Genomic DNA, 12,557 nt, shown 5'->3' on the forward strand with positions numbered 1-12,557 from the left:
TGTTGTTTTAAACAAAAAAGTTTTTTTAAAAAATATCATCAAATGAATATAGTAGCACCTGAGAGTTTAATATTTTGGACAACCATCATATTTTTATTGCTTTTATTTCTTTTGCGAAAATTTGCGTGGAAACCTATTTTGGGCGCCGTAAGATCTCGTGAAACCTCTATTAATGATGCATTGGAAGCTGCCGAAAAGGCAAAACTCGAAATGCAAAACATGCATGCAGACAACGAGAAACTACTTCAAGAAGCCCGTGCAGAGCGCGAAGCAATGATGAAAGAAGCTCGTGAATTAAAAGCGAAAATGATTTCCGATGCCAAGGAAGATGCTAAATTAGAAGCCGACAAAATGGTAGCACAAGCACAAGCGGCCATTGAAAGCGAAAAGAAAGCGGCAATCGCGGAATTAAAACAACAAGTAGCAAGCCTTTCTTTAGACATTGCCGAGAAAGTTGTAAAACACGAACTTTCTGATAGCGATAAGCAAATGAAGCTTGTGAATGAAATGTTGGGAGAAGCCAAATTAAACTAATATTAAATGAGCAGAGCAGCCATAAGATACGCGAAAGCAATTTTGCAGAAAGCAAACGAAAACAACACCGAAGCTGTGGTTTTTGGCGATATGCAGTCTGTTTATACAACGCTGGAAGATAGCCGCGAATTGAGAGCCGTACTTCAAAGTCCAGTTATTAAGGCCAACGATAAAAAAGAAGCTTTGTTGAAAATTTTCAAGAAGCAATCTGAGGCTACGCATTCGTTAATTAATATTTTAATAGCTAACAAACGTGCTTCGCTATTGGGAAGTGTGGCCAAAAGCTATGTAGATATTTACAACACCCAGCAGGGAGTAAAGACGGCAACCGTAATTACGGCCGTACCACTTACTTCCGAAATGGAAACCAAAGTTTTGGCCAAGGTTAAGGAATTAACAGGCAGCGACAAGGTAACCTTAAACCACCAAATTGATTCAGAAATTATAGGAGGATTTATCCTTCGTATGGGCGATACGCAATACAACGCAAGCATCGCGAACCAATTAGGAAATTTAAAAAGAGAATTCAGTAAATCAATATAATAAGGAAATTAGGTTTAGTCTAACGTCTAAAATCTAGCATCTAATATCTAAATAAAATGGCAGAAGTAAAACCAGCTGAAGTATCAGCAATATTAAAGCAACAACTTACAGGCTACGAAGCAACTGCTTCCCTGGATGAAGTAGGAACTGTTTTAACCGTGGGTGACGGAATTGTTCGTGCATACGGACTATCTAACGCGCAATACGGCGAATTAGTAGCCTTTGAAAGTGGTCTTGAAGGTATTGTATTGAACTTAGAAGAAGACAACGTAGGTATTGTACTTTTAGGTCCTTCAAAAGAAATTAAAGAAGGTTCTACCGTAAAGCGTACCCAACGTATCGCATCTCTTAATGTAGGTGAAGGTATTGTTGGTCGTGTGGTAAATACACTGGGCCAGCCTATAGATGGTAAAGGTCCAATTACAGGCGAAACTTACGAAATGCCATTGGAGCGTAAAGCTCCTGGGGTTATTTACCGTCAACCGGTAACTGAACCACTTCAAACTGGTATTAAATCTATTGATGCAATGATTCCTGTAGGTCGTGGCCAGCGTGAGCTTGTTATTGGTGACCGTCAAACAGGTAAATCTACCGTTTGTATTGATACCATCCTGAACCAAAAAGAATTTTACGATGCAGGGCAACCTGTTTATTGTATATATGTTGCTATCGGACAAAAAGCTTCAACTGTTGCAAACATTGCAAATGTCTTGGAAGAAAAAGGTGCAATGGCATACACAACTATTGTTGCTGCAAACGCGTCAGATCCGGCACCAATGCAGGTTTACGCTCCTTTTGCAGGTGCAGCCATTGGTGAGTATTTCAGAGATACGGGCCGTCCCGCACTAATTATTTACGATGATCTTTCAAAACAAGCGGTAGCATATCGTGAAGTGTCTCTTTTGCTTCGTCGCCCACCGGGACGTGAGGCGTATCCTGGAGACGTTTTCTTCTTGCACTCAAGATTGTTAGAGCGTGCCGCGAAGGTAATTGCAGATGACGATATTGCAAAAGAAATGAACGATCTTCCAGAATCATTAAAAGGAATTGTAAAAGGAGGTGGTTCCTTAACTGCACTTCCAATTATTGAAACACAAGCAGGTGACGTTTCGGCTTATATTCCAACAAACGTTATTTCCATTACCGATGGGCAAATTTTCCTTGATGGAGATTTGTTTAACGCAGGAGTTCGTCCGGCGATTAACGTAGGTATTTCGGTATCGCGTGTGGGTGGAAACGCTCAGATTAAATCGATGAAAAAAGTAGCAGGTACCTTAAAATTGGATCAAGCAGCTTTCCGTGAATTGGAAGCTTTCGCAAAATTTGGTTCAGATTTAGATGCCGCAACTTTAAATGTAATTGAAAAAGGAAAACGTAACGTTGAAATATTAAAGCAATCTGAAAACGATCCGTACACGGTAGAAGATCAAATTGCAGTTATATATGCAGGTTCTAAGAACCTAATGCGCAACGTTCCTGTAGATAAAATCAAAGAATTTGAAAGAGACTATCTTGAAATGCTTAACGTTAAGCACAGAGATACTTTGGACAATTTGAAAGCAGGAAAACTTACTGACGAAGCAATTGATGTTATGACAACAGTTGCAGCCGAGCTTTCAGCGAAATATAAAAAATAGTTAGATTTCAGTATTGAGTATTGAGCTATTTGGTCTCAATACTCAATACTAAATACTCAATTCTATAATAGAATGGCGAATCTTAAAGAAATACGTAACCGAATATCATCCGTTAGTTCAACGATGCAGATTACCAGTGCCATGAAAATGGTTTCTGCTGCAAAATTGAAGAAGGCTCAGGATGCTATTACCGCAATGCGTCCTTATTCCGAAAAGCTTACAGAACTTTTACAGAATCTTAGCGCTACGCTTGATGCCGACACTGGTAGCAAATATTCAGATCAACGTGAAGTAAATAAAGTTTTAGTGGTTGCCATTACGAGTAATCGTGGTTTGGCCGGAGCTTTTAACAACAATATTATTAAGCAGTCTCGCAACCTTGCAGTAAATTCATACGCAGGGAAGCAAGTAGATTTTATGACGCTCGGGAAAAAAGGAAACGATATACTTAAAAAATCGGGCACTATACTCGAGAACAATAACGATATTTTCGACGATCTTTCGTTTGAAAATACTGCCGAGATTGCCGAAAAATTGATGCTTTTATTCTCCGAAGGCAAGTACGACAAAATTATTCTGGTTTACAATAATTTTAAAAATGCTGCCACACAATTAGTAATGACAGAGCAGTTTTTACCTATATTACCTCCAAAACCAATGGAAGGTAAAGATGTAAAGACGAGCGATACATTTTACATTTTTGAACCTTCAAAAGAAGAAATTGTTGAGGCATTAATTCCAAAGAGTTTAAAAACACAGTTATTTAAAGCGCTACGCGATAGTGTTGCTAGTGAGCATGGCGCGCGTATGACCGCAATGCATAAGGCAACCGATAACGCAACGGAGCTTCGCGATGCGCTTAAATTGCAATATAACAAAGCCCGTCAAGCTGCAATTACTAACGAGATATTAGAAATTGTTGGAGGTGCAGAGGCACTGGCCGGATAGTTTTGCTGTCGCTCGTTAGGCTACCAATACATTATTTGAACCCCAAAGATCTTTAAGATCTTTGGGGTTTTTTGTTTAAATTATTTAAGTATCTTCATTTTTAATTTTATACAAATGAAGAAAGTAATAATTCTTGTTTTATTTTTACTCAGTTCCATAACTTATGGCCAAATACAAAAAGGAGAATCTCTGCTTTCACTTTCGGCTTCACCTTATCCCACAACTACTAATAATAAAAACGACTTCGGTATTTTGGGCTTGGCTAGTTTTGAATTTTTCGCTTTCAAAAATATATCGCTTTCCGGAACCTTTTCTATATCAAATAATACACTATTTAAAAATAATAGCCAAGTAACCATTCATTCCTACAGTTTTATTCCGTCTGCCCACTACTACTTTATCAACAAGAAAAAATGGAACGTTTTTGCACAAATAGGATATGGCTATGGCTTCGAGGACCAAACTCAAGGTGTTATTCAAAACAGTGCTTTAACTATCTTTAATATTGGGACTGGGGCGCATTACAATATTAATGAAGCATGGTTTTTAAAACTATTGCTGCCGTATTTTGACGCAAATAATATTACCCTAAATGTAGATGCTGCTAGCGGAATTGCCGTATTTATTGGAGGCGGAATTAAATTGTAAGTATTTTTTGCCAATTCTATTTTTTCAAAAGTCGCTTGGTTTTTTGTTCTATATTATTCGTAAATTTCGTGAATGATAAATATTATGAAAACCCTAGCTATAATTATAACATTGCCATTTTTGTTTTTAAGTTTTACCAATTGTGGCGGAACCAAGGACACCAATATGAAAATTTCGTTGGAGCAAAATCCACCCTTTAAAATTACCGAAGCCTACTATCAAAATTGGGTTGCTGGCATAAAAGAAGGAGGTTCGGGCACTAATGTGCATATAACATTTGGTGAAATGGAACCCGCAGTTATTGTTAAAAACATCTACTTTAGAAACCATATTCTTACGGCTAAAAGCACAGAAATGTCCCCCAACAAATTTGTGGGATATTTACAAAATAGTGCACAACGCGACATTATAATGGATGAAAATCCAGTAAAGGAAACGCAAAATACCATTTCAAAATCATTTCCCTTTCAACTAGAACACAATCAGGCGATGGTGGAATATCAGTACAAAGAAAAAAGGAATTATTATAAAATCACTAATCTTTCACAAAGGGATATGATACCGTACCCGCAGGCTAATCCAAACCAACATGAATAGTTATGCATACAATAAACATCGAAAAGAAATTTTCTAGCTTTAAAGCACATTGGCATCCGCACCAAATTGCAATTGTAGATTCCATGCAGGTTTTGTTGGCAAAACTAAAAGATGAATTTGTTTGGCATGCTCATGAAGAAGAGGATGAGTTGTTTTTTGTACAAAAAGGAACTTTGGAAATGCACTTTCGCGATAAAATTGAAGTGGTTTCCGAAGGTGAAATAATAGTTGTTCCCAAAGGTGTGGAGCATTGTCCAAAAACTCAAAACGGTGAAGAGGTGCACGTGCTACTTTTTGAAAAACTATCTACCAAACACACCGGCAACGTTTCTTCTAAAAAAACAGTTGTAGATTATCCTAAAATCTAAATCATGAAAGTACTTCACCTCGATAACAATCACCCGCTTTTGCTAAAAATGTTGCAGGAAGCGGGATTTTCTAATGATGAAAATTATAAAAGCTCTAAGTCTGAAGTTGAAACAATTATTTCAAAATATGATGGCCTTGTAATTAGAAGTCGTTTTAACATAGACCAACAATTTTTAGATGCTGCCAAAAATTTAAAATTTATAGCGCGGGTTGGAGCGGGCTTGGAAAGTATAGAAATTGATTATGCCGAAAAACGAGGCGTTAAATTAATAGCTGCCCCGGAAGGAAATAGAAACGCTGTGGGCGAACATGCATTGGGTATGCTTCTTTCGCTATTCAACAAATTAAATAAAGCCGATAACGAGGTTAAAAACGGTTTATGGAACCGCGAAGCCAATCGCGGTGTAGAACTAGACGGAAAAGTCGTGGGAATTATAGGGTACGGAAACATGGGCAAAGCGTTCGCAAAAAAACTAAAAGGATTTGACTGCGATGTACTATTTTTCGATATAAAAAACAATATTGGCGATGAAAATGCAATGCAGGTTTCGTTACCTGAGCTTCAACAAAAAGTTGATGTACTAAGTGTTCATACCCCCTGGACACCCTTGACCGATAAAATGATTAATTCAGAATTTATTAACTCATTTTCAAAACCTTTTTGGTTTCTCAATACGGCACGTGGCAAAAGTGTGGTTACGGCAGATTTGGTTTCGGCATTAAAATCGGGCAAAATTTTAGGTGCCGGATTGGATGTTTTAGAATTCGAAAAACTTTCTTTTGAAACACTTTTTGATTCCGATAACCTTCCAAATTCCTTAAAGGAATTATTTTCGATGGAAAATGTTATATTGAGTCCACATATTGCAGGTTGGACCATAGAAAGCAAAGAGAAGCTTGCAACAGTGATTGCCCAAAAGATTATTCAAAATTTTAAAACAGTAAAAAAATGAAAAATAGAGTTACCGGTATTGGCGGTATTTTTTTTAAAACAGATGATCCCGAGGCTACAAAAAAATGGTATAAAAACCATTTGGGTTTAAACACCGATACTTATGGTTGTACTTTTTGGTGGCAAGACGAAAACGGTAATAAATGCTCCACACAATGGAGCCCCTTTGCGGCAGATACCAAATATTTTTCGCCCAGCAAAAAAGAGTTTATGATAAATTATAGAGTTGACAATTTAGTTGAACTTCTTAAAGTTTTAAAGAAGGAAGGCGTTACTATTGTTGGTGAAATGGAAGAATATGACTACGGAAAATTTGGTTGGATTTTAGATCCCGAAGGAAACAAAATTGAACTTTGGGAACCTGTGGATAGCGCATTCTTGTAAATTTTTATATATTTAATAAGAATATAAACTAACTAATTTATACAATGGAAGAACAACAAAATTCAGGCTACGATAGCACAAAACAAACAGACACTACAGAGCAGCAGGCAAGAAATAGTGCCAATGATTTTAACGAAAGCTGGAATGAGGCAACACACGGTCAAGAAAATAAAAAATTGCTCGCTGGTGTATTGGCAATTGTTATTGGCTCTTTAGGTATTCACAAATTTATTCTTGGGTATACACAGGAGGGTATAATACAAATAGTTATAACTATTGTTACCTGCGGTATTGGTGGTATAATTCCATTAATTGAAGGAATTATATACCTTACAAAAAGCGATGAGGAGTTTTACCAAACATACCAAGTAGGTAAAAAAGGCTGGTTTTAGCGTGTTGATTTTCTGCACATTTTTATAGAAATTTTTAATATATGAGCAAATTTGGTGCAATCCCCAATTTAATTTACAGCGATGTAAATACTGCGGTCTCATTTATAAAAACGGCTTTTGGTTTTAAGGAACACAAGGTTTATAAAAATGATAGTGGCAATATTGTTCATGCCCAACTAATATTGGGCAATGCCTTAATCATGGTGAATCCATTTAACCCTTACACAGCATTTGGAAAGATGTTGAATTTGCCTAAAAATCTAAATGGTTATAATACCCAAACACCTTATTTTGTAATTGAAAATATTGATGCGCATTATAAAAACGCGATAGCGAATGGCGCTGAAATTATAATAGAAATTAAAGATGAGAGCTACGGCGGCCGCGGTTATAGCTGTAAAGACCCGGAAGGAAACATTTGGAATTTTGGAAGCTACAACCCGTATTTGGAATAGTTCAATTTAAAGAATAAATTATGAAAATGCTTTGTTTACTCTGTACTGTTTTATTGTTTTTCGTTAACTGTAATACTAAAAATAGTGAAGTAAAGAAAATAGAAATTGAACCAGAGACAGCACAATCGTTATGTTTTCGAAATGAATATACTTTTCCCGACAGTACCGAAAATATTGATGTTCTCGAGCTAAACCTTACTATTCTAAAGGACGCGGTATCGGGAAATTACAATTGGCTGCCAGCGTTAAAAAATCAGCGCAACGGATTTTTAAATGGTACCATTAACGAAAATACCGTTAAGGCTACATACCATTTTATGCAAGAAGGTGTTGAACAAACCACGGCAATAACAATTGTACTTCGCGACGATAAAGCAATTATAACGGGAGATAACCCTACTTCTGGCTTAGATACAGAGGTTGAAAAAATTACTTGTAATTAGGATGCTGAATGTTGCCTAATGCAGGGCTTTTGTTTGCACTTTGCAGTATAGAATTTATAGTTTTATTCCTTAAGAACGGCAACTATTTTGGCAACATCTTTCTTTTCGAAAAAGTAAATAATTTTTACTAAATATTTTAAAATCCAGCTTTTTTGACGAATTAACTTTTGGGCTAAGGTTGCTATTATTACGTCCCGATCGTTTAATTCGTTCGTTTTATTGTGTGAAAAGTAATATTGGTTTGCAAAAAGCCAAGCTCCGTCGCGAGCAATATTTATACTGAAACTAACTAATTTATCCTCCCGTCCTTTGCCGAACTTATCCAGCATTCCGAACAAAGGGGAAACCGAAATTATTTTCGATTCTACAGCGGCTATCATCGAAGCTAAAATTTCATTAATTTTATTAAAGTCGTCTTCAAAATCTATCAATTCGTCATCGTTGCCAACAGTTTCGGCAACGGCTATCCCGAGGTCTAAATTAATATGTGCATTAATGCCCAACAGCAAATGTTGCATAATCAGCAACTTTTCTGTTTTAGAGGCATCAAAGGCTTTTTTCCAGCTCTTTGTTATGGGTTTACCGCTTGCTAAACACTCATAGGCATCAATATAACGATTTGCAAAAAGCACATCGAGCTTTTCCATTCGTGGGTTATTTGCAAATTCTCGGTTTAAAATACCTTCTTTTATTCGAATGGTAACCTTTCTGTAAAGAATTGGAAAATATGCCATACAAGAATTTTGCAGACATTCGGCTTCAATGATAGTATCTAACCGCGCTATAACTTCATCAATATTTGTTGCGGTCATAAATCATTGGTTTTAAAAAATTATTCAGGTTTAAGCTCTTCTTTAGAATTTTCAGAATCAAAATTTTCGTTGTTTCTATCTGAATATTTTTTTTCCAGTTCGGCTTGAAATTCTTCCATCACTGGTTTTACTGTGCTTTCCGGTAAATCTGCAATACGAATGTACATTAAACCATCTACCGCATTATTAAAGAGCGGATCTACATTAAACGCCACTACTTTTGCATTTTGCTTAATGTATTTTTTAATTAGCACGGGTAAACGAAGACTTCCCGGTTCTACTTCGTCTATTATTTTATCAAATTTATTGAGATCGGCTTCACTTTCGTCGAAGATAAAGTCTTTGTCGGCATCTTTCAGTTTTACTTTATACTCTTTTTTTGGATTTATATATTGCGCCACATACGGATCGTAGTAGTTAGATTTCATAAACTCGATCATCAAACTTTTTGAAAATTCTGAAAACTTGTTGCTAATGCTAACTCCACCAATTAAATAACGATGTTCGGGGTAGCGCAGTGTGGTGTGTACAATTCCTTTCCAAAGTAGAAAAAGTGGCATGGGCCGGAGTTGGTATTCTTTTATAATGAAAGCGCGTCCCATTTCAATAGACTTGCTCATCATGTCGTACAATTCGGGTTCAAACCTAAAAAGATCCTGTAAATAAAACCCATCTATTCCGAAGCGCGCAAATATCTCGGAACCGAGTCCCATCCGGTATGCTCCGGCCATTTTCTGCGCATCATTATCCCACAAAAACATGTGGTGGTAATAGCTGTCAAATTTATCTAAGTCGGTACTGTTATTAGTGCCTTCACCAACCTCTCGGAAGGTAATTTCGCGCAATCGGCCAATTTCTTGTAATATGTATGGAACTGAATTTGCTTCGGCCAAAAACACTTCGTAATTTTTACTTATAAGCAATCGTTTATCGTTTTCGCGAAGCTTTTCAATTTCGGCTTCCATGGCTTCCAACGGAATGGGGCCTGCAATTTTCTTGGGTGGCTTTGGAAATTTTAGTGTTTTTGGAATGCTATCCAACAATTTTTTCTTCTGAAACGCATTGGAGAGCATATACGTTTTCTTCCTGAGAAATTCGGTAAATGAAGCCAGCGATTGGTGTTCCTTTTGGTCTTCAACCGAAATAGGATTACCAATCCGCACCTTTATTAAACGCTCTTTTTGTGTTAATAATTCTGAAGGTAGTTTTGCGGTTCGCAGTGTATCGCTCATTTTTGCCAAACGGTAAAATAGTTTGCTGTTTTTGGCGTGAAAATAAATTGGTACTACGGGTACTTCGGCTTTTTGTACGAGTTTCATTGCCGCTTCTTCCCAAGGTTTGTCTATTAATAATCTGCCATCTCTATAGGTAGAAACTTCGCCAGCCGGAAAAATACCCAACGGTTGTCCTTGACGCAGATGTAGGATGGCATTTTTAAAACCTGAAATACTCGATTTAGCATCCTTTCTATCTTCAAAAGGATTTACGGGCATTACATAAGGTTTTAACGGTTCTATACGATGCAGTAAAAAATTGGCGACTATTTTAAAATCTGGGCGTTGTTCCAGCAATAATTTTAGGAGCAATATACCATCAATACCACCGAGCGGATGGTTCGAAATTGTAATAAAAGCACCTGTTTTTGGGATACGTCGAAGATCTTCTTCGGGAATTTCAAACTTTATTTCGAATTCTGAAATTAACCCATTTATAAACTCAAGGTCGTTTAAATGTTTGTTTCTGTCGTAAATCTGATTGAGTGTAGAAATGTTTAAAACCTTCATTAAGGACCAACCCATAAATGTACCCAGAAAGCCGAATTTATCGACGTTTATCGCTTTTGCAACTTCCTTTGCGTTGACTAATCCCATGAAATTAATTGGTTGTTTGTATCAAACAAAGATAACGAAACATCAATGATAAACTTTATACAAATCAATCAATGTCCTGTAAAGATGTTTCACTTGGCTTTTAAAATCCAATTTCTAAATACAAATAAAATTGCTTATTCCTTAATTACTAATTGAACCGTTTCTTTACTTTCCTGTTTTAAAAGTACATTTTTGTTTTCGGCAAGTGCCTTTACTTCTGAAGGGTTAAAATGACGAATGGTGTAGAGGGTAACATTTTCGTTCCATTTAACGCTAAAGTTTTCTCTAAGTTTTGCCAGTAAAGCCTCTAAATTTTGGAATTTGTTATCTACACAAACAGAAAAACTAATGGCTGAATTTTGAATTAAATTCACCTTCATTTTATATTCGTGAAGTAGTTTAAACACATCGCCAATATTGTCTTCCATCATAAATGAAAAATCTAAAGACGATAACGAAATTAATACCTGCTCCTTTTTCAATATAAAAGATGAAGTAAACGGATCCAGAACAACTCCTTTGCCAACGCAGGTTCCGGGGGCTAAAGGATTAAGAAACGATTTTACATACAGCGGAATTTCCTTTCGTTGCAAAGGCTGTAACGTTTTTGGGTGTATAACAGAGGCACCGTAAAAAGCAAGTTCAATAGCCTCTCTATACGAAATATGGTTATAAAGTTGCGTTTGTGTAAAATAACGCGGGTCGGCATTTAATACCCCGGGAACATCTTTCCAAATTGTAACATTTTCGGCATTTAAACAATATGCAAAAATTGCGGCGGTATAGTCGCTACCCTCACGGCCCAAGGTGGTGGTAAAATTATTTGTGTTTTCAGCACCCAAAAAACCTTGGGTAATAGTAATTCCTGTATCACTTACTTTTTCTGAAATTTTTTGCTGCGTTTTTTCCCAATCTACTGTTGCATCGCGGTAATTCTCATTGGTTTTTATACATTGGCGCACATCTAACCATGTATTTTGAATGCCCTTTTCTGTAAAATAAGTTGAAATAATTGTTGAAGAAATAAGTTCGCCGTATGAAACTACTTGGTCATAAACGAAGGCGTGATTTTTTGATTTATTGGTTTCCAGAAAATGTTTTAACTCGTTAAAAAGCGTATCTAATTTAGCAAAACATCCGTGTGAAGGCGAAAATAATCCCTTTAAAATTTCGAAGTGAAAATCATAAACCGTGTTAAGCGATTTATAAAGATTGTTTTTATCAGAAAAATAATCATTTACCACATCTTCTAAGGCATTTGTTATTTTACCCATCGCAGAAATAACCACCACCAGATTTTTTTCGCCAGATTGATTAATTACTGAAAGTACATTTTTTATGTTTGCGGCATCCTTTGTGGAGGCACCGCCAAATTTGAATATTTTCATAAATAAAAAAGTTTACCAGAATACACGAATAACTTCTTTAAATATATTCGTGTGTTTGTGGTCAAAATTTATTTTTTGCTTGATTTTTTAATATAATTCTGTAAGGCGTTCTCGTCCATATGTACAACACGCCAAGTTTCTAAAACGTTGGCGCCACTACGCTCGTAAAATCTTATTGCTCCGGTATTCCAATCCAAAACATCCCACGCCACACGTTTTAAGCCACGATCGTAAGCAAATTGCATTACCTGTTTATAAAGTTTTTCGCCAATGCCTTTTCCTCGTTCAGATTCTTTTACAATTAAATCTTCTAAGTGAAGCGTGCGTCCCTTCCAAGTAGAAAAACGGAAGTAAATTAGTGCGGCCCCAACAATTTCATTTTCCAACTCGGCAACGAAGCATGTAAATAACGGATTTTCGCCATAGCCCTCGCGCTCCAAATCTGCAACATTTACTTCAACCGCATTGGGTTCATTTTCAAAAATAGCGAGCTCTTTTATTAGTTCTAAAACTTGTGGCATATCAGATTTTACAGCTTCCCGTATATTCATCATTTTATGTTTTTTAACTGAATGGTGTCTATT

At 36.5% G+C, this 12,557-nt stretch carries 16 protein-coding genes; 12 read left to right on the forward strand and 4 right to left on the reverse strand.

Going from position 1 to position 12,557, the window contains the following annotated elements:
• The first annotated feature begins 42 nt into the window (after positions 1 to 42).
• The 12 genes from QCQ61_RS05175 to QCQ61_RS05230 all read left to right on the forward strand — a co-directional run bounded on the left by QCQ61_RS05175 (position 43) and on the right by QCQ61_RS05230 (position 7,902).
• Positions 43 to 534, forward strand: coding sequence for a F0F1 ATP synthase subunit B (locus tag QCQ61_RS05175; RefSeq protein ID WP_279449711.1), 492 nt, complete (start codon positions 43 to 45; stop codon positions 532 to 534).
• A 6-nt stretch (positions 535 to 540) separates the two neighbouring features.
• Positions 541 to 1,077, forward strand: coding sequence for an ATP synthase F1 subunit delta (gene atpH, locus QCQ61_RS05180; protein ID WP_279449712.1), 537 nt, complete (start codon positions 541 to 543; stop codon positions 1,075 to 1,077).
• A gap of 56 nt (positions 1,078 to 1,133) precedes the next feature.
• On the forward strand, positions 1,134 to 2,714 hold the full coding sequence (gene atpA, locus QCQ61_RS05185; RefSeq protein ID WP_279449713.1) for a F0F1 ATP synthase subunit alpha: 1,581 nt from the start codon (positions 1,134 to 1,136) through the stop codon (positions 2,712 to 2,714).
• Positions 2,715 to 2,786: 72 nt separating this feature from the next.
• Positions 2,787 to 3,662: an ATP synthase F1 subunit gamma gene (gene atpG, locus QCQ61_RS05190; RefSeq protein WP_279449714.1), complete on the forward strand. Its 876-nt coding sequence runs from the start codon at positions 2,787 to 2,789 to the stop codon at positions 3,660 to 3,662.
• A 114-nt stretch (positions 3,663 to 3,776) separates the two neighbouring features.
• The gene (locus tag QCQ61_RS05195) at positions 3,777 to 4,310 is read left to right on the forward strand and encodes an outer membrane beta-barrel protein (protein ID WP_279449715.1); all 534 of its coding nucleotides are present in this window, start codon (positions 3,777 to 3,779) and stop codon (positions 4,308 to 4,310) included.
• An 84-nt stretch (positions 4,311 to 4,394) separates the two neighbouring features.
• Positions 4,395 to 4,907: a hypothetical protein gene (locus tag QCQ61_RS05200; protein ID WP_279449716.1), complete on the forward strand. Its 513-nt coding sequence runs from the start codon at positions 4,395 to 4,397 to the stop codon at positions 4,905 to 4,907.
• A gap of 2 nt (positions 4,908 to 4,909) precedes the next feature.
• On the forward strand, positions 4,910 to 5,275 hold the full coding sequence (locus QCQ61_RS05205; RefSeq protein ID WP_279449717.1) for a cupin domain-containing protein: 366 nt from the start codon (positions 4,910 to 4,912) through the stop codon (positions 5,273 to 5,275).
• Positions 5,276 to 5,278: 3 nt separating this feature from the next.
• The gene (locus QCQ61_RS05210) at positions 5,279 to 6,229 is read left to right on the forward strand and encodes a 2-hydroxyacid dehydrogenase (RefSeq protein ID WP_279449718.1); all 951 of its coding nucleotides are present in this window, start codon (positions 5,279 to 5,281) and stop codon (positions 6,227 to 6,229) included.
• Positions 6,226 to 6,612 carry a VOC family protein gene (locus tag QCQ61_RS05215; RefSeq protein ID WP_279449719.1) on the forward strand — a complete coding sequence of 129 codons (387 nt, stop codon included), beginning with the start codon at positions 6,226 to 6,228 and terminating at the stop codon, positions 6,610 to 6,612. The genes QCQ61_RS05210 and QCQ61_RS05215 overlap by 4 nt, the downstream gene beginning before the upstream one ends.
• Before the next feature lie 44 nt (positions 6,613 to 6,656).
• Positions 6,657 to 7,004, forward strand: coding sequence for a TM2 domain-containing protein (locus QCQ61_RS05220; protein ID WP_279449720.1), 348 nt, complete (start codon positions 6,657 to 6,659; stop codon positions 7,002 to 7,004).
• Between the two features lie 41 nt (positions 7,005 to 7,045).
• Positions 7,046 to 7,459 carry a VOC family protein gene (locus QCQ61_RS05225; RefSeq protein ID WP_279449721.1) on the forward strand — a complete coding sequence of 138 codons (414 nt, stop codon included), beginning with the start codon at positions 7,046 to 7,048 and terminating at the stop codon, positions 7,457 to 7,459.
• 20 nt (positions 7,460 to 7,479) lie between these two features.
• Positions 7,480 to 7,902: a hypothetical protein gene (locus tag QCQ61_RS05230; protein WP_279449722.1), complete on the forward strand. Its 423-nt coding sequence runs from the start codon at positions 7,480 to 7,482 to the stop codon at positions 7,900 to 7,902.
• A 62-nt stretch (positions 7,903 to 7,964) separates the two neighbouring features.
• On the opposite strand, the gene QCQ61_RS05235 is transcribed toward QCQ61_RS05230, so the two are convergent.
• The 4 genes from QCQ61_RS05235 to QCQ61_RS05250 all read right to left on the reverse strand — a co-directional run bounded on the left by QCQ61_RS05235 (position 7,965) and on the right by QCQ61_RS05250 (position 12,524).
• Positions 7,965 to 8,714, reverse strand: a complete 750-nt coding sequence (locus QCQ61_RS05235) for a DUF5995 family protein (protein ID WP_279449723.1) — start codon at positions 8,712 to 8,714, stop codon at positions 7,965 to 7,967.
• 20 nt (positions 8,715 to 8,734) lie between these two features.
• Positions 8,735 to 10,585 (reverse strand): GNAT family N-acyltransferase, encoded by a 1,851-nt coding sequence (locus QCQ61_RS05240; protein WP_279449724.1) that lies wholly within the window; start codon positions 10,583 to 10,585, stop codon positions 8,735 to 8,737.
• Positions 10,586 to 10,719: 134 nt separating this feature from the next.
• Positions 10,720 to 11,973, reverse strand: coding sequence for an aspartate kinase (locus QCQ61_RS05245; RefSeq protein ID WP_279449725.1), 1,254 nt, complete (start codon positions 11,971 to 11,973; stop codon positions 10,720 to 10,722).
• Positions 11,974 to 12,041: 68 nt separating this feature from the next.
• Positions 12,042 to 12,524: a GNAT family N-acetyltransferase gene (locus QCQ61_RS05250; protein WP_279450231.1), complete on the reverse strand. Its 483-nt coding sequence runs from the start codon at positions 12,522 to 12,524 to the stop codon at positions 12,042 to 12,044.
• Between the last annotated feature and the right edge of the window lie 33 nt (positions 12,525 to 12,557).

It is taken from the genome of Aequorivita marisscotiae (genome assembly GCF_029814825.1).
In the GTDB taxonomy this organism is placed as follows: Bacteria; Bacteroidota; Bacteroidia; order Flavobacteriales; family Flavobacteriaceae; genus Aequorivita; species Aequorivita marisscotiae.

What these genes read in the sequence shown, in the direction of transcription:
- QCQ61_RS05175 (WP_279449711.1), top strand. Translation starts at nt 43, where the DNA reads ATGAATATAGTAGCACCTGAGAGTTTAATATTTTGGACAACCATCATA.
- atpH (WP_279449712.1), top strand. Translation starts at nt 541, where the DNA reads ATGAGCAGAGCAGCCATAAGATACGCGAAAGCAATTTTGCAGAAAGCA.
- atpA (WP_279449713.1), top strand. Translation starts at nt 1,134, where the DNA reads ATGGCAGAAGTAAAACCAGCTGAAGTATCAGCAATATTAAAGCAACAA.
- atpG (WP_279449714.1), top strand. Translation starts at nt 2,787, where the DNA reads ATGGCGAATCTTAAAGAAATACGTAACCGAATATCATCCGTTAGTTCA.
- QCQ61_RS05195 (WP_279449715.1), top strand. Translation starts at nt 3,777, where the DNA reads ATGAAGAAAGTAATAATTCTTGTTTTATTTTTACTCAGTTCCATAACT.
- QCQ61_RS05200 (WP_279449716.1), top strand. Translation starts at nt 4,395, where the DNA reads ATGAAAACCCTAGCTATAATTATAACATTGCCATTTTTGTTTTTAAGT.
- QCQ61_RS05205 (WP_279449717.1), top strand. Translation starts at nt 4,910, where the DNA reads ATGCATACAATAAACATCGAAAAGAAATTTTCTAGCTTTAAAGCACAT.
- QCQ61_RS05210 (WP_279449718.1), top strand. Translation starts at nt 5,279, where the DNA reads ATGAAAGTACTTCACCTCGATAACAATCACCCGCTTTTGCTAAAAATG.
- QCQ61_RS05215 (WP_279449719.1), top strand. Translation starts at nt 6,226, where the DNA reads ATGAAAAATAGAGTTACCGGTATTGGCGGTATTTTTTTTAAAACAGAT.
- QCQ61_RS05220 (WP_279449720.1), top strand. Translation starts at nt 6,657, where the DNA reads ATGGAAGAACAACAAAATTCAGGCTACGATAGCACAAAACAAACAGAC.
- QCQ61_RS05225 (WP_279449721.1), top strand. Translation starts at nt 7,046, where the DNA reads ATGAGCAAATTTGGTGCAATCCCCAATTTAATTTACAGCGATGTAAAT.
- QCQ61_RS05230 (WP_279449722.1), top strand. Translation starts at nt 7,480, where the DNA reads ATGAAAATGCTTTGTTTACTCTGTACTGTTTTATTGTTTTTCGTTAAC.
- QCQ61_RS05235 (WP_279449723.1), bottom strand. Translation starts at nt 8,714, where the DNA reads ATGACCGCAACAAATATTGATGAAGTTATAGCGCGGTTAGATACTATC.
- QCQ61_RS05240 (WP_279449724.1), bottom strand. Translation starts at nt 10,585, where the DNA reads ATGGGATTAGTCAACGCAAAGGAAGTTGCAAAAGCGATAAACGTCGAT.
- QCQ61_RS05245 (WP_279449725.1), bottom strand. Translation starts at nt 11,973, where the DNA reads ATGAAAATATTCAAATTTGGCGGTGCCTCCACAAAGGATGCCGCAAAC.
- QCQ61_RS05250 (WP_279450231.1), bottom strand. Translation starts at nt 12,524, where the DNA reads ATGAATATACGGGAAGCTGTAAAATCTGATATGCCACAAGTTTTAGAA.